A 25704-nucleotide genomic window follows, 5' to 3' on the forward strand; every position below is an offset into this window, starting at 1 on the left:
TCGCTCGAATACCAGAATGCGAAGATGTTTGTCCTAAGGCCGCTGGCCCAGCGTTCGATTTCTCTCCTATGGGCCGGCCAGGTGCTGGCGGCGACCGGATCCGAATTCTACATGGTCGCCGTCGTCTGGATTGCGGCGGATTTCATCGGCAGCAACGCGGGCTACGTGTCCGCGTTGCAGTCGGGTATGCTTCTGTTCGGCAGTCTCTTCGGCGGCATCCTGACGGATCGCTGGCGGCATAGCACGACGATGATTTCGTCCGACGTGCTGCGCGCGCTTTTGTTGCTGGTGCTGTCCGTCGCCGGCTTGATGCATGTCATGAGCCTGCCATTACTGATAGTGCTTGCCGGATGTATCGCCCTGCTGACGGCAGCGTTCGATCCGTCGTTGCAGGCGACCTTACCGACCATCGCCGTCGACCCCGACATCCGGCATGCGACCAACGGATTGTTCGACGCCACGAGGCGCATGGCCCGCATTCTGGGGCCGAGCCTGATTGCATTGGTTAACGGCTTCCTGCCGAAATCGCAGTTCTTCACCGTGACGGCGGCGACATTGCTGCTGTCTGCCCTGGCGGTCTGGCTGGCTGTCGCCAGATTGCCGCCCGCGCCTCGCCGTCGCGATTTCTCAGGCGCGGCTGCGGTAATCGACGGCGTGCTGGGCGGATGGAGGGCAGCGCGGGGTCATGCCGCGATACTCTATGGGCTGTTCACCAACCTGATGGGAAATATCGCCTGGGCCATGGGCATTCTGCTTGGGATGATCCTGCACCTGCGCGAAACCAGCACCGATCCCTTGACCGATTACAGCCTGATGATGATGGCCTACGGCGTCGGCAACGTGACGACCAACCTCATCCTCAGCAATATGAAGCCGCGGCGGCCGGTGGTCTGGATCATCGTGGCAAAACTGATTTTTGGCACCGGCGTTTTCCTGCTGCCGCTGATGCATGACCGTCTATGGTTGATGGCCGTTGCATGCTTTGCCTCGATCAACGGTCCCTTCGAAAATCTCGCCATGCTGCATCTGATGCAGACGAGGAGCGAGCCACACCGTCTGGCGCAGATCTATCGCTTGATGATGTGCGCGATCTTCCTTGGCCTTTTCCTGGCCTATCTCATGTCGCCGACGCTCTTTGCCTGGTTCGGCATCGGGCCGTCGATCATGGGGGCGGGCGCCGCGGTTTTCGTCGCCGGGCTGATCGGAATAGGGCTGCTTGTCTGGCGGCAAAGACATCCGGCCGGTGTGACACCGGCATAAGGAAGGGATGGCCGGTTTTCAGTCGAACAGGCTGGAAACCGATTCTTCCTGGCTGGTGCGGTTGATGGCCTCGCCGATGAGGCTGGCGGTGCTGATGACGCGAATGTTCGGCGCAGATAGCACCGCCGTCGTCGGCTGAATGGAATCGGTGATCACGAGTTCCTTCAGCTTCGAATTGGCGATGCGGGTCACGGCGCCACCGGACAGAACGCCGTGGGTGATATAGGCCGTAACGCTGGTCGCGCCATTCTTCAGGAGCGCCTCGGCGGCGTTGCAGAGCGTGCCGCCGGAATCGACGATATCGTCGATCAGGATGCAGTCCTTGCCGGTGACATCGCCGATAATGTTCATGACTTCGGATTCACCCGGGCGATCACGGCGCTTGTCCACGATCGCCAAGAGACAGTCGAGGCGTTTGGCGAGCGCGCGGGCACGCACCACACCGCCGACGTCGGGCGAAACCACCATAACGTTGCCGATATCGTAATTGGCCACGATGTCGCGCGTCAGGATCGGCAGGGCGTAAAGATTATCCGTCGGGATATCGAAGAAGCCCTGGATCTGGCCGGCGTGCAGATCAAGCGTCAATACGCGATCGGCTCCAGCCTCGGTGATGAGGTTCGCCACGAGCTTCGCCGAGATCGGCGTGCGCGGACCGGCCTTGCGGTCCTGACGAGCATAGCCGAAATAGGGGATGACAGCCGTGATGCGCCGCGCCGAAGAGCGTCGCATCGCGTCGACCATAATCAACAATTCCATGAGGTGGTCATTGGCCGGAAACGATGTCGGCTGAACGACAAACACGTCCTCGCCACGCACGTTTTCCTGGATCTCAACAAAGATTTCCTGGTCCGCGAAACGCCGGACGCTTGCCTTACCCAAAGGAAGATTGAGATAGTTGCAGATCGCTTCGGCGAGGTGCCTGTTCGAATTGCCTGCGAAAATCTTCATTTTGGCCCGCCTGTTACCAACCTGATAGCCGCGCTTTTAACCGCCTTGCTCCCGAATGCAAGGGGGGAGAGGCATGATAGCTTTCATATTTCTGAAAAGCCTGTGGCTATCCACCGCGAGAGTCACGCCAGGAATTGAATTCCGACATGGTTTTGGTGGCGATTTTCTGCATGACGGCAGGCGGAACGGCGCTCCATGGATCGCCACGCTTCAGCGGCGCACTTTCCGCTCCCTGGATTCGGTGCAGGCGGGCACCGCTATTGTCGAGGACATCCCAGACATAGGTAACGGAAATCTGCGGTCCATCCTGGAAGGCGGAAAGGTAGCCCTTCAGGATATAGCTGGCGCTGGAATCGCTCGAACTCTTGATCGCAAGACCAAGCGAACGTGCCTCCGCGCCGAGTTGACGTGAAAGCGGTGTGACGGCCTCGACCGGCGCGCCGATGATCGGCAGGAAGCGAACGCTGTTTTCACCGGTTGCGGCTGCGGGGGCGATGGAGGCTTGTTGTTGCTGTTGTGCGGGCGGCTGTTGATCGTCCTGCTGATCCTGAGCCGCCTGCTGTTGCGGTTGTGGCTCGTCGGCGAGGCGGCGATCGGCCTCGCGCTGCTCGTCGGATTCCGAGATCGGCGCACTGCCCGGCGGAATGGATGCAGTCTGGGAGCCATCAAGAGGGCGGGAGGCGTAAGGGTTGCCGCCGCCACTTCTGAGCGCTGCCGCCTGATCGTCCAGCGAGCCTCCACTGGGGCTTTGCTGTTGGTAACCCTGCTGCTGATAACCCTGTCGTTGGTAGCCGTAGCTGTCCTGCGCGGTCTGATAGCTCCGCTGGCGCTGCGGCGCGGAGGCCATGCGTTCGACATCGCGTTGCGTGACGGGGCTGGAGCCGGCATCGCCGATGGTTCCGGGCGGCGTCAGGGCGTCTGTCGTGTTGCAGGCGGCGAGCGCAAGGCAGAAGCCAACGGAAATCAACGTTGTCCTGACCTGTCCCATGTACACGATCCTTTCCTTCGAGGGGCACCCCGTTCAGGATCGCTATTTTACGCTGCTAACGGTTAAGAAATTCGAGCTGATGGCGCGACAAGGCTCTGGGGGCTTGGGACGTCGTCAGATAGGTCTGGCCGAGCGTCATCGCGGTGCCGGTATCGGAATCCATGATGATCATATGCACGAAGAGCGACATGCTCTCCTCGATCTCCTGCGGATTGCCGGCAACGAACATCTCATGCTCCATCCAGGAGGGCGAGAAGCGGGCGCCAAGCGAATAACCGCAGGCGTTCAGCCGGTGGCGGGCAAGGCCGCGCTCGTCCATGATCTTGGCATGCATGTCGAACACGTCGCCGAAGGTATGGCCGGGTTTCAGCACGGTTTCGATCGCCTGGATGGTTTCGAGGCAGGCGCTGAAGAGTTCGCGATGGCGATGGGTTGGATCGCCGATGACGACTGTCCGCATCATGGCGGCATGGTAGTGGGCATAGGTGCCTGCCCATTCGAGGGTGAGCTGGTCATTGGCGTCGAGCTTACGGCGGCCGGCCTTGTAGCGGCAGAGCAGGGCCTCTGGCCCGGAGCCGACGATGAACTCGTTGGCGGGATAATCGCCGCCGCCGGAAAAGATCGTGCCCTGCATGGCAGCCAGGATATCGGCTTCGTCGGCATTGGGCTTGATCAGCGCAAGGGCTGTATCCAACGCATCGTCGGCGAGGGCGGCGGCGTGCTCGACATAGGCGATTTCCGTCGGGCTTTTGACGAGACGCAGACGCCCGACGAGATAGGAGGCGTCGACGATCTGGCCGAAGGTGGCGATCTGGCTGTCGAGCAGGCGGGCGACGCGGCCGGTCATGCCGTGCGTGTCATACTCGACGCCGATGCGGGCGCCGAGCAGGTCGAGCTCCACCAGCAATTCCTTGAGATCGACCGTCGGATCGGCATTGACGCGATCGACCCAGATGCGAATGTCGGAAATGACGGACGTCAGCTGCGCCTGGCGAAGATCGGCCGAGCGGGTCAGAAGCACCATCGTGCCGTCCGATTTGACCACCAGCGTCTGGAAAAAGCAGTAGCCGAAGGTATCGTAGCCTGTCAGCCAATACATGCTCTCCTGCGCGAAGAGCAGCATGGCATCTAGCTTTTCCTCCTGCATTTTTGCGAGGAGACGGGCCAGGCGGGCGTCGAATTCGCTACGTTCGAAATGCAGGGCCATTTTAGGAGGTCTCCTCGATGGCGATGGCGGAAATCTGCCGGCCGTAATCCGGCTCCTTCGCATGCGTGGTGCGGCGATAGGAGAAGAAGCGGTCGGGATCGGGATAGGTGCAGAGAGCGAGGCTTTCGGCGGTCACGCCAGCCTTGCGCAGGCGGTCGACCGTCAGCGCCGGCAGGTCGAACATCGCGTGGCCAGGCTTTTCGGACGGAATGAAGTACTTGGTGTAGTCCGGGTCGTAAGCGGTGAAGCGATCGACGAATTCCGGGCCGACTTCGTAGCTTGCCTGGCTGATCGAGGGGCCAAGGCAGGCCGTGATCGTCTCGCGCTTGGCGCCGAGCGCGACCATCGCCTCGATGGTGTTCTCCAGCACGCCGGTCAGGGCGCCCTTCCAGCCGGCATGGGCGGCACCGATCACTCGGTTTTCCGAGTCGGCAAAGAGGATCGGGCCGCAATCGGCGGCGAGCACGCCAAGCACCACCCCCGGCGTCGCCGTCACGATCGCGTCCGCCTGCGGACGATTGCCGTCATAGTTCATGCCGACGGTGATCACATCGGGCGAATGGACCTGATGCACGGTCGCAAGCCGCTCCAGCGGCAGGCCGAACCAGCTGGCGACGCGGCGGCGGTTTTCTTCCACATGGGCGCGTTCGTCATGGGAGCCGAGGCCGACGTTCAAGCCACGATAGAGGCCCTCCGAAACGCCGCCCTCGCGGGTGAAATAGCCGTGGCGGATACCGGCGCTTTTGGCGGCGCTCAGCAGCGTGCTTTCGATCGGAGTCGGCAATACTGCGTGTCCTTGATATGGTCTTTGGCGTGGATCGTGATGAATAACGCATCTGTGGCGAAGCGGTTCGATTTGGCCGGGATGTTGGCCCAGCCATACGCGCCCTGTCAATCCGCTGGCTTTAGCAGTCTTGTTCAGCGCGCCGGGCGAAAGGGTTGGAGATCGATCGCGGGGCTCGAGACTGCCAGCACCTTGAAGAGCTCGCCCATCTTGCCTTCGCCGGCGCCGGCAAGCCGTTCGACGGCGGCACGGATGCCGTCCTGCGTTGCCGCGTCGCGGTCGCGGCCAAGTGCTGCCGCCCGCTCCAGTAGTCCGAGCCCGATGAGAAAATCGCCCTGATGACAGCATCCGTTGATCTGCAGGCCGGAAGCGGCGGCGGTTGCCGCCAGATGCTGGAAATCGACATGGCTGGTGAGATCCGCTTCACCGGGGTGCTCCAGCGGCGGATCATATTCATGCATACGCACGGCTTGCAGCGTGTCGCCGAAGCCGGTTGCCATGTGTCCGTAGTCAATGGCAAGCGCGGTGCCGCCATGCGCGGCGATCCGGTCGCAGACCGTCGTCATCACCGCCTGGCGGGCAGGGGCGATCTCGAAGATCGTGCCGATGGGCGGTAGCTGCCCGTCCGGGAGGAACGCCGAGTCGAGGCCTGCGACGCCGACCGCGAAGGTCAGCTCGTCATTGGCATCAAGCCCGACCGTGCGCTCGCGAAACCCGTTGGCAGTGCGAACGAACTGACGGATGGGAATGGCGTCGAAGAGCTCGTTGGCGGCGAGCAGGGTAAAGCCTGCCGGGACATCATTGAAGTCGGAATGCCAGGAAACCTTGTCTCCATGGTCGGCAAGCGTCTGCCGCTGAAACTCCTGCAGCCGATCGCTGGTTTCGACCAGGTGTACGCTCATGGCGTCATAAAGCGGCGGCGCGAGCTTGCTGATGACGCGCAGCATGTCGGCCATCATCGTGCCGCGGCCGGGGCCGATTTCGACCAGTTGGACCTCTGAGGGTGCGCCGTGGCGCTGCCAGGCATGCACCATGAAGATGCCGATCATCTCGCCGAAGAGCTGGCTGATCTCGGGCGCAGTGACGAAATCGCCGACGCTGCCGAAGGGTTCGCGCGTCTTGTAATAGCCGTGTTGCGGATCGGCGAGACAGAGCGAAAAGTAGTCGGTGATGCTGACCGGTCCGTTTGCACGGATAATGGCTTTGATTTTTTCGCCGAGGGGGGTCGTCATCATTTGGTCTCGCTAGTGCATGATTCCGAAAAATATAAGGCAGTTTTCGGAAGGATCACGCGATATTTCACCCTGAGATCAAGCCGTCTGCCTGGCGGCGGCATGGTGGGCGCGAATGACTGCCCAGAGGCCGATCGCGACCATCGGCAGGGACAGCACCATGCCCATGGTCAGCCAGCTGGTGCCGAGGAGGTAGCCGAGCTGTTCGTCGGGCTGACGGAAGAACTCGACAAAGATGCGCGAGAAGGCGTAGCCGATGACGAAAACGCCGCTGATGGTGCCGGGCTTCTTCAGCGCCAGAGCCCAGCGCGTCAGAATGAAGAGGACGATGAAGAGGACAATGCCTTCGACGCCGGCCTCGTAGAGCTGGCTCGGATGGCGCGGATCAGGGCCGGCCGGGCAGATGCCCTCATGGGCGGCTATGAGATGCGGGCTGCAGAAGACCATAGCCCAAGGAACGTCTGAAACCCGGCCCCAGAGCTCGCCGTTGACGAAATTGGCTATGCGGCCGAAGAAAAGGCCGATAGGGGCGACGGCGGCGACGATATCGAACAGGCCCCAGACCGGGATCTTGTTGCGTTTGGCGAACAAGAACATGGCGATGGTGGTACCGATCAATCCGCCATGGAAGGACATGCCGCCTCTATTGATCTGAATCGCGCGGATCGGCTCGGCGAGCACGTTGTCCAGATCGTAGAACAGGATATAGCCGATGCGGCCGCCGAGAACGATGCCCAAGGCGACCCAGAGGATGAAGTCGTCCAGATGCTCGCGCGTCATCGGAGCAGTATCGTTCACCCAAAGCTTGCCATCGTCGACCAGCCGCCTGTCATAGAGCCAACCAAGCAGGATGCCTGCGACATAGGCGAGACCGTACCAATGAATGGGCCATGACACGATTGAAAAGGCAATCGGATCGATATCGGGAAACGGCAGGATGGCGGCGAGGTTGGCGGTCAGCAAGATTGTCAGATCCGTTAGAGCATGGTTCGCAAAATTGCGATGCGATTCTTGGACAAGAGCATGCTAAATCCAATGTGGCCGGAAGATGGCGTTCGGTATTGAAACGGTCAAGTCGATTTTCGTCAGTCTTCCGTCATGGCCGGGCTTGTCCCACTCTATCTCAATTTGCTTGCATCGAACTCTCGGAAATCCTACCTCATCCCTATCTGGCCCCTATAGGATGTTATTCACGTTCGGGGCTGACGGCCGCAAGGAGACTGCAATGAGCACTGGACCGAACCGTATCATGGACGAATTCGCCAAGTTGATGACCGATGCCGCCGGTGCTGCCCAGGGCGTGCGCCGCGAGATCGAGACGGCTTTCAACGCACATGCCGAACGCTGGTTGAACAGCCTCGATATCGTCAAGCGCGAGGAGTTCGAAGCCGTCCGCGAAATGGCGATCAAGGCGCGTGACGAGAACGAAGCGCTGCTCGCCAGAATCGAGGCGCTGGAAGCGCGTCTTTCCTCGAAAAGCAAGTAACTGCAATTAATTTTGCGAGAAATCGGCGTGGCAGGCCTCTGCCACGCACTTTTCCTCTAAAATTTTCGGCGATTTATCCACCTGTGGACACTGGCAAAAAAGCCAATCGCCAGAGTCGGTTATGACTCCCTTCTGTATAGACATCGGAAGAGCTTTCCACAGCGCCTTTGTCCAAAATCTCCCTTCAGGGGCTGGCATGCCGGGCATGCCGTTATACACTGATTTTAAATGATGATTCGAAACGGACTTGGTAAGCTCCGGGCAGGGTGGATGCGTTAGTCTGGCAGCCGTTCAACATCATCCCGAAGATGTTTCCGGAGTAAAACAGTTTGCGTTCTCTCAATGTTGAAGCACGCGAAAGCTGCATTCGTTCCGGTCAAGAAGGTGCTGCATGAGCCTTATGGAAATAGAAGTCGAACGCCAGTCAAATCCGGTCGATATGATCGAGTTCGTGGCCGCCAATAACGACTGGTCGTTTGAGCGGTCGGGCGAAGACGAAATCGCCATGACCGTCGAGGGTAAATGGACGGACTATCATGTATCCTTCTCCTGGATGGAGGAGTTCGAGGCGCTGCATATCGCCTGCGCTTTCGACATCAAGGTCCCGGATATCCGCGCCAACGAAGTCATCAAGCTTCTGTCCTGCGTCAATGGCCAGGTGCTGATGGGTCATTTCGACCTGTGGCGGCAGGAGGATATCGTCATCTTCCGGCAGTCGCTGCTGCTTTCCGGCGGGGCCGAGCCGACCAACCGGCAGGTGGAAGTGCTGCTGTCCAACGCTCTTGACACCTGCGAGGCCTATTATCAGGCTTTCCAGTTCGTCGTATGGTCGGGTCTTGACGCAAATCGCGCCATGGAAGCTGTACTGTTCGAAACCGTGGGCGAATGCTGATATGACGACTGAGGCATCCTCAAGCGCTCTCGCATCTTCCGGGGCCATCATCCTGATTGGCGCCGGCAATATGGGCGGCGCGATGCTGACGGGCTGGCTGAAGAACGGTGTGCCGGGTTCCTCGGTGACCGTGGTCGATCCCAATCCGTCCGAGACGATGCTGAAACTGATTGCCGATGCTGGCGCAAGCCATGTCACTGGTGTTCCCGCCGGGGTCACCGCAGGCGTTCTCTTTGTTGCGGTCAAGCCGCAGCTTATGGATGTGGTGCTTCCGCCCTTCAAGGACATTGTCGGGCCGAATACGGTGGTGGTATCGATCGCTGCCGGCAAGACGCTTACCTTCCTCGAAAAGCATCTTGGGAAAGCGGCGATGGTGCGTGCCATGCCGAATACCCCGGCCATGGTCGGTCGCGGTGTTACCGGCGCCTTTGCCAATGCCGAGGTCGGCGAAGGCCAGCGGCAGTTGGTGCATGATCTTCTGAAAGTGTCCGGCCCGGTCGAATGGGTGCCGGAAGAGGGCGATATCGATGCCGTGACTGCGGTGTCCGGCAGCGGACCGGCCTATGTTTTTTATCTCGTCGAGTGCATGGCGGAAGCGGGCCGGAAGCTTGGCCTGCAGGCGGACCTCGCCATGCGGCTCGCACGGGAAACTGTCGCGGGGGCTGGTGAATTGTTGCATCAGTCCCCCGATGACGCTTCGCGGCTGCGCCAGAACGTAACGTCTCCCGGCGGCACGACGGCCGCCGCCCTTGCCGTCCTGATGGCCGAAGGCGGCATGCAGCCGCTGTTCGATGAGGCGCTGGAAGCGGCGCGCAAGCGCGCGCAGGAACTGGCCGGCTAAATTTCCACGACCAAGAGGGTATGCGTATGGCGGAAGAGATCACCTATGGCGATTTCGAGCGGGTGGATATCCGTGTCGGGACGATCATCGAGGCAGAGGCTTTTCCGGAAGCGCGCAAGCCGGCTTACAAGCTGAGGATCGATTTCGGACCGGAGATCGGTATCAAGCGCTCTTCGGCGCAGATTACGGTGCATTATACGCTGGAGAGCCTTATCGGCCGCCAGATCCTTGCCGTCGTCAATTTTCCGCCGCGACAGATCGGCCCTGTCCGCTCCGAAGTGCTGACTCTCGGCTTCGAGGATGAAAATGGCGCCATCGTGCTTGCCGCCGTGACCCAGCCGGTGCCGAACGGCAGGAAGATGATGTGATTTTGGCCTTCTCCCCGCTGGGGCGAAGGTCTTTTAGTGAATATCCCGCGACACCGGGTCCGTCAGGCTGAAATCCAGAAACTCCGCTTCAAAACCTTCGCGTTGCGGTGAGCAGAAGGCAGGGCCGACGGAGACCTCTTCCAGGGCCGGATCGAACCAGGCGAGCCGGGCCATACGCCACTCGCTCATCTTATCGGTGCGGTACTGGATGAAGAGCGCGTCGCCGTTGCGTGTCACTCGCACCGACATGGCGTCGAACCCGTGATCGAGCCGGAAGGCGGACCAGTCGGAATTGCCGTTGGTGACCACGACGCTGAAATGCCTGGCGCCGTCGGTATATTCGATCCCGCATTTCATCCAGTGCGTGGCGTCATGGCGGACCATCAGGCCGGCCTGGTCGTAGAGTTCGCGATATTGCCCGATGAAGGTGATTTCGGCGGTGAAGTCGCCTCGACGCGGCCGGCCGAGGAAGTGGCCGTTGTCGCGGTGAAAGCCGTAATAGGTTTCCTGCCATAAATCGGTCTTGTCGCCGGAGCGGACGAGCAGACGCCCCTGGTTCATTTCCCAGACGGGCGGCGGATTCAGCCAATGCATGTCGTTGATGTCAATCGGCATGTGCGTCCTTTTAAGCAGGAATGCGGATGGTGGCGCGCAGGCCCCCGAGTGGGCTGTCGCCGAGCGTGACGTTGCCGCCATGGCTGCGGGCAATATCGCGGGCGATCGCCAGGCCGAGGCCGGTGCCGGAATTATCGAGATTGCGCGCCTCGTCCAGCCGGAAGAATGGCTTGAACACGTCTTCGCGCGCATTGACGGGAATGCCGGGACCGTCGTCGTCGAAAATGACCGTCAGCCACTTGGCGCTGTGCTTGGCGTCGACGCGCAGCGTCTGGGCATAGCGGCGCGCATTGGAGGCAAGGTTCGTCACCAGCCGCGCGAAGGCGTTCGGGCGGACGGAGATTTCATCGTCGCCGTCGATCGAGTAGGTCATGGATTTGCCGTGGAGAGAGAAGTCCTGCTCGACCTTGTCGAGAATATCGCTGAGATGCAGCGTGCCGACATCCTCTTCCGCCTCGCCACGGGCGAAGGCCATGTAGCCCTCCAGCATGCTCTGCATGTCCTCGACGTCCTCGCTAAGGCCCACAAGGTCCGGGTTTTCGCCGACGAGGGCAAGCTGCAGCTTGAAGCGGGTGAGCACGGTGCGCAGGTCGTGGCTGACGCCGGAGAGCATCGCCGTGCGCTGCTCGATCTGGCGCTCGATGCGCTCGCGCATCAGGATGAAGGCGAGGCCGGCGCGGCGGACTTCGTCAGCACCGCGCGGCGAATAATTCTCCAGCCGCTGGCCCTTGCCGAAACTTTCGGCGGCCTGCGCCAGTGCCAGGATCGGTCGGATCTGGCCGCGCAGGAACAGAACGGCGATGCCGATCAGCACCAGCGAGGTGCCGACCATCCAGAGAATGAAGATGTGGGTGTTCGAAGCATAGGTCTGGCTGCGCTTGGCAAAGACGCGCAGCACCTTGTCCGGCAGCTTGACGCGGATTTCGACAAGGCTGGAATTGCCGAGTGTGTCGACCCAGAACGGCAGGTTGATCTGGTCGCGGATTTCGTCGCTGAGAATGCTGTCGAGGATCGAGAAGAACGGCTTTTCGCGCGGCGGCGGCAGCTCGCCGCCCGGCTCGATCGAGATGGTGAGATCGAGTTTTTGCCGGGCTATCTGCGTGACAGCCGAATAGTCGGCATCCTGCGGATAGGTTTCGATGATCGAAATGATGGCGGCGATGTCGCGCGTGGTTGCCATCGACAGGCGCTGCGTCACCATCTGCCAGTGGCGTTCCATGAAGACGACGGTGACGACCGCCTGCAGGATGATCATCGGCAGGATGAAGATCAGCAGCGAACGTGCATAGATACCGGTCGGCAGACGTCGACGCAGCCAGCGCGACAGCCATCGCATGCCGTTGGACGGCGGGTGGTCCTGATCGCGCCTGATCGAGTCGAATGTCACCATCGCCGCTGGCCCTTGAGACTTGATATCAATCTATGCTCAGGCGGTAGCCGATGCCACGCACCGTCTGCAGCCAGATGGGATTGGCCGGGTCGTCCTCGATCTTGCGGCGCAGGCGGTTAATCTGCACGTCGATCGTGCGCTCGCCGACTTCGGCATCGCTGCCGATCAACTCGTGGCGCGGAATGGTGTCGCCGGCGCGCTTGGCAAAGAGCAGCATGATTTCCTGCTCCCGGTCGGTCAGGCGGATGAGTTCCGAGGCTCTCTTCAGCTCCTTGCGGGTCAGCGAGAAGGTATAGGGGCCGAACATCACCTGTTCGATCTTCGGCGAGTCGGCCGGAGCATTGCGGCGGAGGATATTGTTGATACGCAGTACCAGTTCGCGCGGATCGAAAGGCTTCGGCAGATAGTCGTCGGCGCCGGCTTCCAATCCGGCGATGCGCGCATCGGCTTCGGCAAGGGCGGTCAGCATGATGATCGGGATGTTCTTGATGGCGCGCAGGCTAGACGTCAGCACGATCCCGGATTCGCCGGGCATCATCACGTCCATGATGATCAAGTCGAAGTCCAGCCCCTCGAGCTTGCGACGGGCCTCGGCGCCTTCGGCGGCGACCGTCACCCGGAAACCCTTTTCCATGAGATAGCGATTGAGAAGGGCGCGGATACGCGTGTCGTCATCCACGACCAGGAGATGCGCCGCATCATCGGAAATTGCTGTCTTTGTCGTCATTCAATCCGTCTCGATCTTGTTTTATCTATTTGATTGAGATGATCTTATCCCAAACCCGCTTCGCGGTTCTCCGGTTCGAGATCATGTCTTAGTCCTGCATTCCCCTCAGGAACCGTTTGACGCTTTCGCGCGTCGCGTCGGACGCGCCTTCGAATGCCCGTTCAATACGGCGTGATTGCGGCTCCGCCAGCGCCAGCGCCAAATCGCGGCCGGCCTGCGTCGGATACAGCTTGCGCTGACGACGATCCTCCGGCCCGGCCACCTGACGAATATAACCCGAATCGATCAATTGTTTGAGAACCCGCGCCAAACTCTGTTTGGTGATCTTCAATGTTTCCAAAAGGTCCGCAACCGTCATGCCGGGTTCGCGGTTAACGAAATGGACGACGCGGTGATGTGCTCGCCCGAACCCGCTCTTGTCCAGGATCTGGTCCGGATCGGATACGAAGTCGCGATAGGCAAAGAAAAGCAGCTCGATGATTTCGAAATCGATGATCCCGACATTTTGCATCGGCGCGGCCAGTAGCTCCGGTTTTGCCGCTTTTTGATTCACCTGCCGTGTCACCTTGGCATTTCCTTTCCTGTTTCGGGGCAACGGGGAAACTTGCGCAAAAATATGTCAGCTTTATTGACGTATTTTTGCGTCACTGCAAGTTTCCTGAACCTTTTGCAGCCTGGACGGATAGCCATAAATGGAAACTAGACCGGGCTTGGCAAAACTCCAACAGGTCTCATGCCCTCCCACGTACTTTGTGGAGAAAATGCGTCGGAACAACAACCGGCAGTCATGGGGCTTAGATGCGACTGGCTGTGGGGGATTTTCAAGGGCAATGCTACGACTATCGTAGCGAGATAGCAGAGGTGACGGGCGCATTATCGCTTCGCGTCGGCAAGCGATCAGCGAAAGCCTGACAAGTCACCATACAGCAAGAAGCTGCCCGACTGCCGCCGCCGTCGGGCAAAATCGCAGGATACTCAAGGAAAGCCGGATGCGGTTTCTTCCCGCCCGGCTTTCCTTGATCTGATGTGCTCGTCTTACTTACGGCCGAGCACTGCGCCGACGATTGCCGAGAGTATGCCGCCAGCGACCAGTGAGGAGAGGCCCTGTGCGATATAGCCGGTCAGGGCTTCGCTGCCGATCAGGTTGAGAATGAGGCCGCCGCCGAGACCGCCGACAGCGCCGGCAATCGTCCTGGCGACGAGATTGATCCCTTCCTGCTTCAAAACGGCGCTGGCGCCGTTGCCGCCGATCGCGCCGGCAACCAGTTGCGTGATGATAGGCCCTAAACTTTCCATGATCAGCCTTCTCCCATTGTACCGGAAGCCATTTCCGGATGCCGTCGCGCCGCGCCCCGGATCGAGCCTTGGGAGTGGCGATAATCCTAATTTATATAAGAATTACATCATGCATCGACTGGTGGAAATAGAAAGGCAACTCAAACGGGAGAAATCTGCAATAATTCGGGGGAAAAGTCACATATGAGGGAAGGCGGCCATGCAGCCGCCCGTGATTTCGACGTATTGCTGCCGCCGCAACGCGAATCAGCGATAGACATAGACGATGCGGCGCGTGTCGGGATCGACCAACACCGGCAGACGATTTACCTCGACATAGCTGTATTGGTAGTCCGGTATCCGGTGAACGGTCACGCTTTGCGGCAAAGTGGCACCAACGACGACGTCACCGCGCAACTGAACCGTGTCGACCGGATTGTCCGTGATGTAGGTCTCCACCTCGCTTGGCGGCGTGATCGCAACGACATCGCCGCCGCTCTGGCCGACAGGGCCGAGCAATTCGTCATTCGGACCTGGCTGCGCCGTCTGGATGCTTCCGGTGCTCGTTGGATCGGTCTGTTGGTAGATGATGGTCGGGACGCCGAGATCGTCGCGATGTTCTTCGACTATCAGCGTATTGCCGTTTTGCTCGACGTTGAGATATTGAGCATAGACCCAGCCGCGCATGCCGTTGACGTCGACGCGGCACCACCGGCTGCCTTGGATGCAGCCGTCAAGCGTAGCCTCGGAGCCACGGGTTGCCATGCCGACAGTGGGATATTGCGGGCCAGGGCCAGAGCGAACCTCCATGTCGGTGGCTGTGGTCGCAGACATTTCGGCCTGCGCCAGTCCGGCGCTTCCGAGGAGAACGAGGCCGGCGAGCAGCAGGTTTTTCTTCGAGGACATTGGCTATCTCCTTTTGCTTTGAGAGCCTAGCAGCAAACGCCTCGAATGCTTCGGTGTTCCGCCCGATGGGTATGTCGATTGATGCGCCACGGAAGAAATTTTCTCTAAGCATCTGGTTCTGCTTCCGCTTTCGGAGAGTTCGTGATGCCCTGAATTTTCGATTATGGTCATCGGAGTACGGCGTGCCGTCCTTGCTGCCCCGGCATTTTCAGAGCAAGGGGCTGTTTTGGCCAATATTTGTGATTATACCGGCAGGACGGACATCAAACAGACGAGGCGCTTCATGGGCATGCTCCAGGCCGGCATCATTCCGGTGACACCCTTCGAACAGAATTGCACGATCCTGTTCGATCCGGAGACGAACGAAGGGGTCGTGGTCGATCCCGGCGGCGATGTCGATCTCATCCTGCAAACGGTTCGTGAGAACAACATCACGCTGAAGGCGATCTGGCTGACACATGGTCACATCGACCACGCCGGCGGCGCGGACGAAGTTCGTGAAGCGCTTGGCCTGGAAGTCATCGGTCCACATGAGGATGACCTGACGCTGCTGCAGGACATCGAGGGTAAGGCAGAGATGTTCGGCATAGAGGGCGTGCGCAACGTCGTGCCGGATCGCTTCCTTAAGGATGGCGACAAGGTATCCTTCGGCGAGCATGAGTTCGAGGTCTTCCATTGCCCCGGTCATGCGCCGGGCCATGTCATCTATGTCAACAGGAAGCAGAAATTCGCGCATCTCGGCGACGTGCTGTTCCACGGCTCGATCGGCCGCACGGACCTGCCGGGCGGCAATCATCAGCAGTTGCTGGACTCGATCCGGGACAAGGTATTTCCGCTCGGCGATGATGTCGGCTTCATCTGCGGCCATGGCCCGGGCGGCCAGATCGGCGAGGAGCGCCGGACCAACCCCTTCCTGCGCGGGCTCTAGGATCAAAAAAAGCGCCGCGGGAGGCGGCGCTTTTTATCGAGACCACCGATACGTCGATCAGTCGGCCGTGCAGAAATGACGCATGCCATCAAAGCCGACATAGGTGCCGCTGCGGCCATCGAAGCTTCTGTAGCGATCATAGCAATAGCGCATCCATTGCGACGACCAGGGGCGCAGGCCGGCGGTTGCCGGAGCGTAATAGCTGACATCACGCTCGACATAGACGCGGCGCGGCGGTGCGCGATAGTAATAGGGCGGGGGCGGTGCCTCATAGTCGGGATCGACGTAGACCGGGCCTGGCTCGACATAACGCGGCTGGCTGGCGATAGCGGAGCCGACGATCAGGCCGGTGGCAAGGCCTGCGGCGCCGCCCAATACCCAGCCGTCGCGGTGATGCCAGCGATCGTCGGCCGAAGCGGCTGACATGGAGGTCAGCGTCAATGTTGCAGCCATGGCGGACATGAGGAGGGTTTTGCCGAGCATGTTCATTCGTCTATCCTCTGAACGGGAGCGGTAGAACCGTCGTTCCCAATCTTGCATTGGGGGATAAACTAGGCACGGCAAGCTGAATGCAGACTGAATGACAAAACCCGGCATCTCTGCCGGGCCTCAACTCGAATGATAGCCGTCAGGCTTTTCAGCCGGCAATCTGGAGATTGACGGCCTTCGGTCCCTTGCCGCGGCGATCCGGTTCCGTGTCGAAGCTTACCTTCTGGTTTTCCGACAATCCTGCCAGACCAGAAGCCTGTACTGCGGAGATGTGTACAAAGATGTCAGCGCCACCCTTGTCCGGTTTGATGAAACCGAAGCCCTTATCGGTATTAAAAAACTTTACAGTGCCAGTCTCGGCCATGCGTCAGGTCCTTTTCTCTCTGCCCACCATCCACACGGGCAGCATTGCTGTATTGCCCTTGCGGGCGCTCGCAGGCAGTTCTCGCAATTTGAAGGAAAAGGTCCCCTATACCTCGGCGTGGTCACGAAACGATATCCGCGTATCATTTCTCGACCAGGCTGACCGGAATATTAGCGTTCCCGGCGCGCACTTTCTTAAGGACTTTCCATGCTTTAAAAATGCCCGAACACCGTTGAGAGTGCTGTGTTTATCGGGAATTGGCAAGTAAAAGTTTTTAATGTCCTAAAAGGGGCGTATTGCTGTTATGCGCGCGTGCTAGGGCGATTCGCAAATTTTCCCTCATGCGAAATGGATTTCCAAGGTTTTTGTATCGTTTGCGATATAAGTTTGGCGAAATTTTCCCAAATGACGGCCTCGAGATACGTCTTTCGGGTCATTTAAAAAAATCTAACGGAAGCGGTCTGGCACAGCCATGACGGGCATTTCCAGCAACCTTTTATGCGGTGACGCTGCGCCGGCGCTTGAGCTCGGGCACCAATTCCACTGCAAGCATCGCGCTGAACATCAGGGCGCAGCCGGCATAGCCGAGTGGCCCCATGGTTTCGCCGAGCAGCAGCGCGCCAAGGGACGCGCCGAACAATGCCTCTGAAGAGAGGATGATCGCCGCTTGCGGGGCGCTCGTATAGCGCTGGCCGATGACCTGGAGCGCGAATGCAAGGCCGGACGAAAATATCCCGACATAGAGAATTTCGCCGAGTGCGGCCCCGATGGCGGCAAAGCTGATGGGCTCGACCAGTGCGGCGGCGATGAGGGCAAGGACAGCGGTGACGGCGAATTGTGCGGCGGAAATGCCTAGAGGCCGACCGGTTTCGCGAACCGACACGCCGGCAAGGGTGATTTGCGCAGCCCAGAAGACGGCACAGACGACGGTCAGGAAATCACCTGATGTAAGCCGGGACAGAGAGCCGCCGGACAGCAGATAGATGCCGCTCAGCGCCGTCAACGCTGCCGGCCAGATGATCCAGTGCGGCTGCCGGCGCAAAAACACGACGGCGATCAGCGGAACGAAGACGACGTAAAGGCCGGTGATGAAGCTGGAATTGGTGACGCTGGTCGTCAAGAGCCCGAGTTGCTGCGTTGCCGCGCCGCCGAAGAGCGCGATACCGATGCAGAGGAAGGAGAGCCAGTTGCCGCGCGTGAGAGGTTTTTCGGCCCTCCGGTTTTCCATCCAGACAAAGGGCAGGATGACGATGGTGGCGACGGCAAAGCGCAGGCCGATGAACCAGAACGGCCCGATCGCCTTCATCGCTGTCGACTGCGCGACGAAACCGCCACCCCAGATAGCGGCGGCCAACAACAATACCAAGTTCGCTTGTATGCGCGTCATCGACAACCTGCGGGAGAAGGAAGCAAAGGAGGGAAGATGGCGGTGCGTTAGCAGTTGCTTTTCTCCGGGGCAAGGGTGAAAGGCTGACCGCCAGCGGCAAATCCCGTCGCTAGTTCATTGCTCTCGAAACACGCAGCAATGCGCCGTCATCTTCATCCGTGGTGATCAGCAGCGCGCCATCCGGTGCGACGATGATATCGCGCAGTCGGCCGAAATTACCTGAGAACAAGCGTTCTCGCTCGATCACCTTGCCACTGCCGTCACGATCGAGACGCGAGAGAAGCTTGAATTTCAGCGCCGTAACCAGGAAGTCGCCGTTCCATTCGGGAAACATCTTACCGCGATAGACGGCGATGGCGCCGGGCGCGATCGATGGATCCCAATAGAAGATCGGTTGTTCCATTCCCTCTTTCGCCGTGCCGACCCCGATCTTGGTGCCGGAATAGTTGCGTCCATAGGAAATGATCGGCCAGCCATAATTCTTGCCCGCTTGAGGTGTGTTGATCTCGTCGCCGCCTCTGGCGCCATGCTCGGCCGTGTAAAGCTTGCCGTCTGCGGCATCGAAGGTGATACCCTGGGGATTGCGGTGGCCCTTGGACCAGATCTCCGGTTGGGCCTTGGCGCCGTCCTTGAAGGGATTGTCGCCGGGAATGCTGCCGTCTGCCCGGATATGGATAATCGAACCAGCGTCGTCATGGAAATCCTGGGCGCGATCCTGCTCGCCGCGATCGCCGAGGCCCACGAACAGGCTGTCATCCCTGGCGATGGCAATGCGAGCGCCGTATTGGATATTGCCGCGCGACAGCTTGTTCATCAGGAAGATGCGCTTCACATCGGTCAGCCGCCGCTCGTCCGGCGACAGGACAGCACGAAAAACCGCCGTACCGCTGCCGCCGTCCTCGGAAATGGAGGCGGTGAAGAAGATTGTGCGGTTGCTGGTGAATTTCGGATCAAGTGCAATGTCGAGCAACCCTCCCTGGCCACGGGCATGGACTTCGGGTACCCCGGCAAGCGGCTCCGATAGCTTGCCGTTGCGGATGATGCGGATGTTCCCAACTCGTTCCGTCACGAGATAGGCGCCGTCTGGCAGCGCTTCCACGGCCCACGGGTGATCGAGCCCGCTTGCGATGGTCTCGACCTTGACGGCGACCTTCTGCGTGTTGACGATCTTCGCCGGGTCGGCGAGGGCAGCGCTTGCCGCCAGCATGGCAGACGCTGCAAAAGCAACGGAAAATCCCGCTCTGTGAAAACGCATCGAACCATTTCCTCCGTGGCTAGAATAGCCTACGCAACGTGGGGTAGGCGGATCGCGGTTCAAGCGCGTCAGAGTGTCGATAACGTCATTGTGTCCGCCCTTGCCGGTATCCGCGATATGGCCCATCGACCTATGTGTGACGACGCCATCGTCCAAAACATGGCTTCCCCGAACATTGTGGCCAATGAATACACGACAAAGGTGTGAGAAGAGCACCTCTGCCAGATCGAAACGGATGCTGAAGGAATTTCGCGATGCTAATTGATGACGGTTGAGATGTAAGCTTATATTGCTGATTTTATTTAAGTATTTCGAGAGAGCTGAGAGATTGAATCAGACCCTTCATAAAATGATTCATCCGCCGAGTGGCTTATTTGCATCTGCTCATCTTCTTTGTTTGTTTCACTCACAGCGTGCAAAGAAGCTCCCTTTGGGAGAATGGAAGGCGTACGGTGCCCAACAATGACGTGTGGCGCACTGTCTACGCGCGCGCGAAATAACGTCACTGTGACGCCTTTCTGCTTGAAACGGCGGCCTACATTCGACATAGAGCTTAGCGCAGAAATCTGGTCCACAGGCTTTCTGCCCATTTCAACCGAATAGGACCGATCATCATGGCCTTTCTTGCCGACGCCCTTTCCCGTGTAAAGCCTTCTGCCACCATCGCCGTTTCCCAGAAAGCGCGCGAGCTGAAAGCAAAAGGACGCGACGTGATCGGCCTCGGCGCCGGCGAGCCTGATTTCGATACGCCCGACAATATCAAGACGGCCGCCATCGACGCGATCAACCGCGGCGAGACGAAGTACACGCCGGTTGCCGGCATCCCTGAGCTGCGCAAGGCGATCGCCGCCAAATTCAAGCGCGAGAACAATCTCGACTATGCTCCCGAGCAGACCATTGTCGGCACGGGTGGCAAGCAGATCCTGTTCAACGCCTTCATGGCGACGCTGAACCCTGGCGATGAAGTCATCATCCCGACGCCTTACTGGGTGTCCTACCCGGAAATGGTGGCGCTGTGCGGCGGCACCCCGGTTTTCGTCGAGACGACGCAGGCCAACGGCTTCAAGCTTCAGCCCGCTGATCTCGAAAAGGCCATCACGCCGAAGACCAAATGGTTCATGTTCAACTCGCCGTCGAACCCGTCGGGTGCTGCCTATACGCATGCCGAGCTGAAGGCACTGACGGACGTGCTGGTCAAACATCCGCATGTCTGGATCCTGACCGATGACATGTATGAGCACCTGACCTACGGCGATTTCAAATTCGCCACGCCGGTCGAAGTGGAGCCCAGCCTCTATGACCGGACGCTGACGATGAACGGCGTTTCGAAGGCCTATGCGATGACCGGCTGGCGTATCGGCTATGCCGCCGGCCCGCTGGTGCTCATCAAGGCGATGGACATGATCCAGGGTCAGCAGACCTCGGGCGCGACGTCGATCGCGCAGTGGGCAGCCGTCGAGGCGCTGAACGGTCCGCAGGATTTCATCCCGCAGAACAAGAAAATCTTCGAAGGTCGCCGCGACCTCGTCGTGTCGATGCTGAACCAGGCGAAGGGCATTTCCTGCCCGGTGCCGGAAGGCGCTTTCTACGTCTATCCGTCCTGCGCCGGCCTGATCGGCAAGACCGCACCGACCGGCAAGGTCATCGAGACGGATGAGGACTTCGTGTCGGAACTGCTGGAATCGGAAGGTGTGGCGGTCGTCCACGGCTCCGCCTTCGGCCTCGGCCCGAACTTCCGCATCTCCTATGCGACCTCGGAAGAGCTTCTCGAGGAAGCTTGCCGCCGCATCCAGCGCTTCTGCGGCGCTTGCAAGTAAGCAGCCTCAGCCAAGACAAATCAGAAAGCCCGCCAGTGATGGCGGGCTTTCTGCGTTTGTCGGTTTTAGAAGCGGCGCTGCTTCATCACTTGAGTCAAGTCTCTCTCAAACCGATTCCGCCGCCTACTCCAACCCTTTGAAATCAGGCTCAAAGTCCCAATATCGTCAGCATAATGAAGGTGGCGAAGAGGATGAAATGGGTCATGCCTTCGATGGCATTGGTTTCACCGTCGTTGAGGTTGATGGCGGCGGCGATGAGGGTGATCATGATCATCACGGTCTGCACCGGCGTCATCGCCATGATAAAGGGCTGGCCGGTATAGAGCGCGATCCCTTCCATGATCGGCACGGTGAGGATGACGGTCGAGAGCGAGGCGCCCATGGCGATGTTGATCGTCGCCTGCATGCGGTTGCGCAATGCCGAACGCAATGCCGTCAGGATTTCCGGGGCGGCGGAAATGGTGGCGACGACGATCGCCGCGATCGCGGGCGGTGCGCCGCTATTCTTGAGGCCGACATCCATGAAGGCGGACATGAACTCGGCAAGTCCGCCGATCAGCACGACGCCGATCAGGATCGTGATGATGGAGGTCATCGTCGATTCCTCGCCGTGATGCTCCTCCTCGGCTCCTTGATGCTTTTCGATGCGCGGATAGCTGTAGCTGAAGAAATAGCTGTGCTTGCCGACCTGCATGCGCAGGAAGAGCGCATAAAGCGCGATCATCGCAACGATGGTAAAGGCGGAATAATAGTGCCATTTGGCCTCGGGGGCGAATTCCGGCACGATCATCGAAATGCCCATGGCCGTCAGGATCATCACGCCATAGGACCTGCTGGAGTCGTCATTGTAGGGTTGCTCGCCGTGCTTCAATCCACCGATCAGGGCGGCGAGGCCGATGATGCCGTTGATGTCGAGCATGACGGCGGAATAGATGGTATCGCGCACCAGCGTCGGTGAGCTTTCGCCACCCATCAGGATCGCCAGCATGATGACTTCGACTGCGACGGCCGATAGCGTCAGGATCATCGTGCCGTAGGGGTCGCCGACCTTGACCGCCAGGATTTCGGCGTGATGGGCGACGCGCATGGAGGCGAGTACGATGGTCGCAACCAGCGCAGCGGCGGCCACCATCGATGCGGTCTGTCCCATCTCCAGCACGGAATGTTCGCTGAGATAGGCGATCACGCCGATTACCAACGCGATGATCAGGAATTTTTCCTGCTTCAGCCAATTCGATATAGCCAAGATCCCCACCTCGCGCGCCGATTCATTTTTGCACTCTAAACCAATGATTTTTCACATCAAGCACGTACGAGGGCGACAAAATTTGCAGTCGGCGGCGTTTAATGGAATACTGAGCTTATAGGTCTGCCCAATAAAATGTCGCGGCATCCTCGATACTCGTCTCAGATGGACCGCGGTCCTGCCGGGTGTGCCCGGCTCTCAAGGTCTTGGCAGATGAGAAGGAGGATATGCATGGTCAAGGTCACTTACGAAATCGTGCCGCATGACGGCGGATGGGCGTATCGATTTCGAGACGTCTATTCCGAGGCGTTTCCCAGCCATTCAGAAGCCGTGGAGGCAGCCCGGATCGTAGCGGCCGAGCAACAGGTCGGTGGCGATTCAGCCGAGATCAGTTGGCAGGACGAAAGGGGCAAGTGGCACGAGGAATATGCCGATGGCGGCGATCGACCGGAAACGGAAGTGGTCGACGGCAAGGTGCATTTCCCGCCAGTGGATACGGCGCCGGGTGCCTAGTTACGAACGTATTCCAGCAACCCCGCCACCAGCGCATCGAACGTCACGCGGCAGCGCGGCGATGTCTTGAGATTTTTGTGCATGGCAACCCAGGTGTCGAGCGGCAGCCCGATCTCGGGCAGCAGCCGAACAAGTTCCCCATCCCTTTTTGCAAGCGGTATCTGATAGAAGCCGATGCCGATGCCGGCGCGCAAGGTATTGTGCAGGGCAATGCTGTGATCGGACTTGAAGGTGAAAGAGACACCGTCAAGCAGGGGATAGCGCTTCATCATGGTGCGGATGTAAGCGGTCTGGCGGTCGAACCCGATCAGTTTATGCTGGTGCAGCTCTCTTATGTTCTTGGGTTCGCCATATCGTTCGAGATAATTGCGATGAGCGAATAAGCCGAGGGGGATGGAGCCGATATAACGCGCCAGCAACACATCCTGCGCGGGCGCGACCATGCGAACAGCGATATCGGCCTCGCGCTGCAACAGATCTTCGACGGCATCCGAAGCGGAAAGCTCGATAGTGAGGTCGGGATATGCTGCCTGCAGTCCGGCCAGGATCGGCGGCAGAACTTCCACGCCGATAACCTCGCTGGCACTGATGCGGACTGTACCGCTGACGCGGTCGCGGGAACTGGAAGCGACACGCAGAAGAGCGGCGGTCGTATTGGCCAGCGTTTCCGCATAGGGCTTCAGGGCGAGTGCCGCGTCCGTCGGCAAAAGGCCTTGCTGCGAGCGGGTAAACAGCTCGGCGCCGATCGCTTCTTCCAGCGCGTCGATGTGGCGGCCGATGGTTGGTTGGGTAAGGCCAAGCTCTCGGGCGGCAGCGGACAGCGAGCCGTGTTGCAGCACGGCGAGGAATGTGCGGTAGAAATCCCAGCTAGGTTTCGATGTTGTCATAAATTTTTGTATATCATATGCATATTTTTTGGCAATTTCGTTTATTGCCGCTGCACGGCATAGTCACGCTATCAAAGTGATGGAGATGACGATGACTGAGCAGATGGAGAATGGAAAGACGGCTCTCGTACTGGGAGCCACTGGCGGCATCGGTGGTGCGGTTGCGCGGGAGTTGGCCGCTCGCGGCTGGCGCATCCGGGCGCTAAATCGCAACGCTGCTGAGGCAGCGCGTCGTGAATCCGGTTTCAACTGGATACAGGGCGATGCGATGCAGGCAAGCGATGTGCTGAAGGCGGCGCATGGGGTCGACGTGATTGTGCATGCTGTCAACCCGCCCGGTTATCGCAACTGGGGGCAGCTGGTTCTGCCGATGCTCGACAGCACGATCGCGGCGGCGAGGGCGGTCGGCGCGCGGATCGTTCTGCCAGGTACGGTCTATAATTTCGGGCCGGATGTGCTTCCCGATGTGACCGAGGACAGCCCGCAGCGTCCCCGGACGCGCAAGGGGGCGATCCGTGTCGAAATGGAGCGGCGGCTGAAGGTGGCGGCGGAGAATGGAACGCCCGTCATCATAGTTCGCGCTGGCGATTTTTTTGGCGAGCACGCCGGCAATAGCTGGTTAGCGCAGGGGATCGTGAAGGCTGGCAAGCCGGTGACGTCGGTGAGTTATCCGGGGAGGGCTGGTATCGGCCATCAATGGGCCTATCTGCCGGATGTTGCCGAAACGATGATCCGGCTGATTGAGAAGGGTGACGCGCTTCCCGCCTTTGCCGTTTATCACATGCGCGGCCATTGGGATGGCGATGGTCGGCAAATGATCGGTGCGATCGAGCGCGTGGTTGGGCATAGGGTGAAAGTGAAGGCTTTTCCCTGGTGGGTGCTGCCGCTTGCCGCACCCTTCGTGCCGCTCATGAAGGAACTCCGCGAGATGCGCTACCTATGGAGCGTGCCGCTACAGATGAGAAACGACAGGCTCCTGGCCGTGCTCGGTGAGGAGCCGCATACGCCGATCGATGCGGCGATGAAGGCAAGTCTGATGGGGATCGGCTGCTTGCCTGCGCGATAAGGCGCGCCGTCAGGTTTGGAGTTCGGCGAGTGCGATCCGGGCGACGGTAAAATCCGACTCCGCGTTCTTCGTGTCGCCATCGCTGAGGAACCAAGTGGCGGAAAGGCCGGCATAGGCGATGATCCATTGCAGCAATCGCTTCGGTTCCAAGGCGGCCTCGGCGCAGACAATCGGCAATTGTTTTTGTAGGCGGCCCGGAGCGGTTACGATGGGCAGTTCCGGATTGCAGAAAGTGTTGGCGAAATCGAAACCGCGTTCGCCGTGAACGCGCTTCGGGTCGATGGCGAGCCAGCCGCGAGGGCCGAAATCCAGGATGTTCTCGTGGTGGATATCGCCGTGGAGCACGGTAACGTCCCGCTGATCTGCCAGCAGACCCCGAGCCACTTCTGCGCAGGTGGCGAGCATGCCGCCATGTGCACGCGCGGCCGGTTCCAGTTCGTGGAACCAGCGGTCGAGCGGCACGAGATCGGATGGCAATTCCGCCAGCCGTGGCGCATGCAGCTTCGCGGCCGTACGGCACATGATCCGGCTTGCCTCGTCATCGGCGCCGTCCATGGCCATGGTCAGCAGCGAGCCTGGTCCTGTCGCCCGTTCCAGAAGTGCCGCATCGTCATCGTGTTGATAGACGTAAGCGGCTCCGTCGCCCTCCCACCAGCGCAAGACCCTATTGCCGAATTTCTCGTCGATATTGAGCGCGACCTTTAACATGGCCGGCTTGTCGTGCCAGATGACAGGGAGGAGATGGCTGGAATGGGTAATGATGGGCTTGCCATCGGGTGTCAGCGACCAGCGCTTGAGGTAGGATTCGAACATGTCTGTAACTTTAGCGT

The 25704-nt window shown here is 59.7% G+C and carries 28 protein-coding genes; 9 read left to right on the plus strand and 19 right to left on the minus strand.

Annotation, left to right across the window (positions count from 1 at the left end; all coding sequences use genetic code 11):
- Positions 1-24 precede the first annotated feature (24 nt).
- On the plus strand, positions 25-1260 hold the full coding sequence (locus RRH01S_RS00740; RefSeq protein ID WP_007701495.1) for an MFS transporter: 1236 nt from the start codon (positions 25-27) through the stop codon (positions 1258-1260).
- Between the two features lie 18 nt (positions 1261-1278).
- On the opposite strand, the gene RRH01S_RS00745 is transcribed toward RRH01S_RS00740, so the two are convergent.
- The 6 genes from RRH01S_RS00745 to lgt form a co-directional block, all read right to left on the minus strand.
- On the minus strand, positions 1279-2211 hold the full coding sequence (locus RRH01S_RS00745) for a ribose-phosphate pyrophosphokinase (RefSeq protein WP_007701499.1): 933 nt from the start codon (positions 2209-2211) through the stop codon (positions 1279-1281).
- A 106-nt stretch (positions 2212-2317) separates the two neighbouring features.
- Positions 2318-3199, minus strand: coding sequence for a hypothetical protein (locus tag RRH01S_RS00750; protein ID WP_034517867.1), 882 nt, complete (start codon positions 3197-3199; stop codon positions 2318-2320).
- Positions 3200-3254: 55 nt separating this feature from the next.
- Positions 3255-4406: a M24 family metallopeptidase gene (locus RRH01S_RS00755; RefSeq protein WP_012651932.1), complete on the minus strand. Its 1152-nt coding sequence runs from the start codon at positions 4404-4406 to the stop codon at positions 3255-3257.
- Between the two features lies 1 nt (position 4407).
- Complete coding sequence (gene pgeF, locus RRH01S_RS00760; RefSeq protein WP_034517868.1) at positions 4408-5190, minus strand: peptidoglycan editing factor PgeF; 783 nt, start codon at positions 5188-5190, stop codon at positions 4408-4410.
- 134 nt (positions 5191-5324) lie between these two features.
- Complete coding sequence (locus tag RRH01S_RS00765) at positions 5325-6422, minus strand: class I SAM-dependent methyltransferase (RefSeq protein ID WP_012651930.1); 1098 nt, start codon at positions 6420-6422, stop codon at positions 5325-5327.
- A gap of 78 nt (positions 6423-6500) precedes the next feature.
- The gene (gene lgt, locus RRH01S_RS00770; RefSeq protein ID WP_042469665.1) at positions 6501-7388 is read right to left on the minus strand and encodes a prolipoprotein diacylglyceryl transferase; all 888 of its coding nucleotides are present in this window, start codon (positions 7386-7388) and stop codon (positions 6501-6503) included.
- Positions 7389-7647: 259 nt separating this feature from the next.
- On the opposite strand from lgt, the gene RRH01S_RS00775 reads away from it, so the two are divergent.
- From RRH01S_RS00775 to RRH01S_RS00790, 4 genes are all read left to right on the plus strand, one after another.
- Positions 7648-7908, plus strand: coding sequence for an accessory factor UbiK family protein (locus tag RRH01S_RS00775; RefSeq protein WP_007701515.1), 261 nt, complete (start codon positions 7648-7650; stop codon positions 7906-7908).
- A gap of 391 nt (positions 7909-8299) precedes the next feature.
- A complete protein-coding gene (locus RRH01S_RS00780; RefSeq protein ID WP_007701517.1) occupies positions 8300-8800 on the plus strand; it encodes a type III secretion system chaperone family protein in 501 nt (166 codons plus the stop codon).
- A 1-nt stretch (position 8801) separates the two neighbouring features.
- A complete protein-coding gene (gene proC, locus RRH01S_RS00785) occupies positions 8802-9641 on the plus strand; it encodes a pyrroline-5-carboxylate reductase (RefSeq protein WP_012651928.1) in 840 nt (279 codons plus the stop codon).
- 26 nt (positions 9642-9667) lie between these two features.
- Positions 9668-10009 (plus strand): tRNA-binding protein, encoded by a 342-nt coding sequence (locus tag RRH01S_RS00790; protein WP_007701522.1) that lies wholly within the window; start codon positions 9668-9670, stop codon positions 10007-10009.
- Positions 10010-10042: 33 nt separating this feature from the next.
- On the opposite strand, the gene RRH01S_RS00795 is transcribed toward RRH01S_RS00790, so the two are convergent.
- From RRH01S_RS00795 to RRH01S_RS00820, 6 genes are all read right to left on the minus strand, one after another.
- Positions 10043-10624: a DUF1349 domain-containing protein gene (locus RRH01S_RS00795; protein WP_034517870.1), complete on the minus strand. Its 582-nt coding sequence runs from the start codon at positions 10622-10624 to the stop codon at positions 10043-10045.
- Positions 10625-10634: 10 nt separating this feature from the next.
- The gene (locus tag RRH01S_RS00800; protein ID WP_007701526.1) at positions 10635-12014 is read right to left on the minus strand and encodes an ATP-binding protein; all 1380 of its coding nucleotides are present in this window, start codon (positions 12012-12014) and stop codon (positions 10635-10637) included.
- Between the two features lie 25 nt (positions 12015-12039).
- Entirely contained in the window at positions 12040-12741 is a 702-nt protein-coding gene (locus tag RRH01S_RS00805; protein ID WP_007701527.1) for a response regulator, read from the minus strand.
- An 88-nt stretch (positions 12742-12829) separates the two neighbouring features.
- Entirely contained in the window at positions 12830-13252 is a 423-nt protein-coding gene (locus tag RRH01S_RS00810; protein WP_153510366.1) for a MarR family winged helix-turn-helix transcriptional regulator, read from the minus strand.
- Between the two features lie 524 nt (positions 13253-13776).
- Positions 13777-14037, minus strand: coding sequence for a hypothetical protein (locus RRH01S_RS00815; protein ID WP_007701529.1), 261 nt, complete (start codon positions 14035-14037; stop codon positions 13777-13779).
- Between the two features lie 246 nt (positions 14038-14283).
- Positions 14284-14922 carry a DUF1236 domain-containing protein gene (locus RRH01S_RS00820; RefSeq protein WP_034517871.1) on the minus strand — a complete coding sequence of 213 codons (639 nt, stop codon included), beginning with the start codon at positions 14920-14922 and terminating at the stop codon, positions 14284-14286.
- A 289-nt stretch (positions 14923-15211) separates the two neighbouring features.
- On the opposite strand from RRH01S_RS00820, the gene RRH01S_RS00825 reads away from it, so the two are divergent.
- A complete protein-coding gene (locus RRH01S_RS00825; RefSeq protein WP_085997464.1) occupies positions 15212-15850 on the plus strand; it encodes an MBL fold metallo-hydrolase in 639 nt (212 codons plus the stop codon).
- Positions 15851-15907: 57 nt separating this feature from the next.
- Here RRH01S_RS00825 and RRH01S_RS00830 read toward each other — a convergent pair whose 3' ends face one another.
- The 4 genes from RRH01S_RS00830 to RRH01S_RS00845 form a co-directional block, all read right to left on the minus strand.
- Complete coding sequence (locus RRH01S_RS00830) at positions 15908-16339, minus strand: BA14K family protein (RefSeq protein WP_034517872.1); 432 nt, start codon at positions 16337-16339, stop codon at positions 15908-15910.
- Positions 16340-16487: 148 nt separating this feature from the next.
- The gene (locus RRH01S_RS00835; protein WP_004116423.1) at positions 16488-16703 is read right to left on the minus strand and encodes a cold-shock protein; all 216 of its coding nucleotides are present in this window, start codon (positions 16701-16703) and stop codon (positions 16488-16490) included.
- 496 nt (positions 16704-17199) lie between these two features.
- Positions 17200-18090 (minus strand): DMT family transporter, encoded by an 891-nt coding sequence (locus tag RRH01S_RS00840; protein WP_034517874.1) that lies wholly within the window; start codon positions 18088-18090, stop codon positions 17200-17202.
- 109 nt (positions 18091-18199) lie between these two features.
- A complete protein-coding gene (locus tag RRH01S_RS00845; protein ID WP_034517876.1) occupies positions 18200-19345 on the minus strand; it encodes a PQQ-dependent sugar dehydrogenase in 1146 nt (381 codons plus the stop codon).
- Positions 19346-19959: 614 nt separating this feature from the next.
- Here RRH01S_RS00845 and RRH01S_RS00850 point away from each other — a divergent pair.
- Complete coding sequence (locus RRH01S_RS00850) at positions 19960-21162, plus strand: pyridoxal phosphate-dependent aminotransferase (RefSeq protein ID WP_012651921.1); 1203 nt, start codon at positions 19960-19962, stop codon at positions 21160-21162.
- Between the two features lie 148 nt (positions 21163-21310).
- Here RRH01S_RS00850 and RRH01S_RS00855 read toward each other — a convergent pair whose 3' ends face one another.
- Positions 21311-22408 carry a calcium:cation antiporter gene (locus tag RRH01S_RS00855; protein WP_042469670.1) on the minus strand — a complete coding sequence of 366 codons (1098 nt, stop codon included), beginning with the start codon at positions 22406-22408 and terminating at the stop codon, positions 21311-21313.
- Between the two features lie 231 nt (positions 22409-22639).
- Between RRH01S_RS00855 and RRH01S_RS00860 the strand changes: the two genes are divergently transcribed.
- Positions 22640-22921: a DUF2188 domain-containing protein gene (locus RRH01S_RS00860; protein WP_007701547.1), complete on the plus strand. Its 282-nt coding sequence runs from the start codon at positions 22640-22642 to the stop codon at positions 22919-22921.
- Here RRH01S_RS00860 and RRH01S_RS00865 read toward each other — a convergent pair.
- Positions 22918-23808, minus strand: coding sequence for a LysR family transcriptional regulator (locus tag RRH01S_RS00865; RefSeq protein ID WP_042469671.1), 891 nt, complete (start codon positions 23806-23808; stop codon positions 22918-22920). The two genes, RRH01S_RS00860 and RRH01S_RS00865, sit on opposite strands and share 4 nt — an antisense overlap.
- Positions 23809-23899: 91 nt before the next feature.
- Between RRH01S_RS00865 and RRH01S_RS00870 the strand changes: the two genes are divergently transcribed.
- A complete protein-coding gene (locus RRH01S_RS00870) occupies positions 23900-24874 on the plus strand; it encodes an SDR family oxidoreductase (protein WP_034517883.1) in 975 nt (324 codons plus the stop codon).
- A 9-nt stretch (positions 24875-24883) separates the two neighbouring features.
- Here the strand turns inward: RRH01S_RS00870 and RRH01S_RS00875 are convergent, their stop codons facing one another.
- Positions 24884-25687 (minus strand): aminoglycoside phosphotransferase family protein, encoded by an 804-nt coding sequence (locus tag RRH01S_RS00875; protein ID WP_037218638.1) that lies wholly within the window; start codon positions 25685-25687, stop codon positions 24884-24886.
- Positions 25688-25704: the final 17 nt, after the last annotated feature.

The sequence above is a fragment of the Rhizobium rhizogenes NBRC 13257 genome (genome assembly GCF_000696095.1).
Lineage (GTDB): Bacteria > Pseudomonadota > Alphaproteobacteria > Rhizobiales > Rhizobiaceae > Rhizobium > Rhizobium rhizogenes.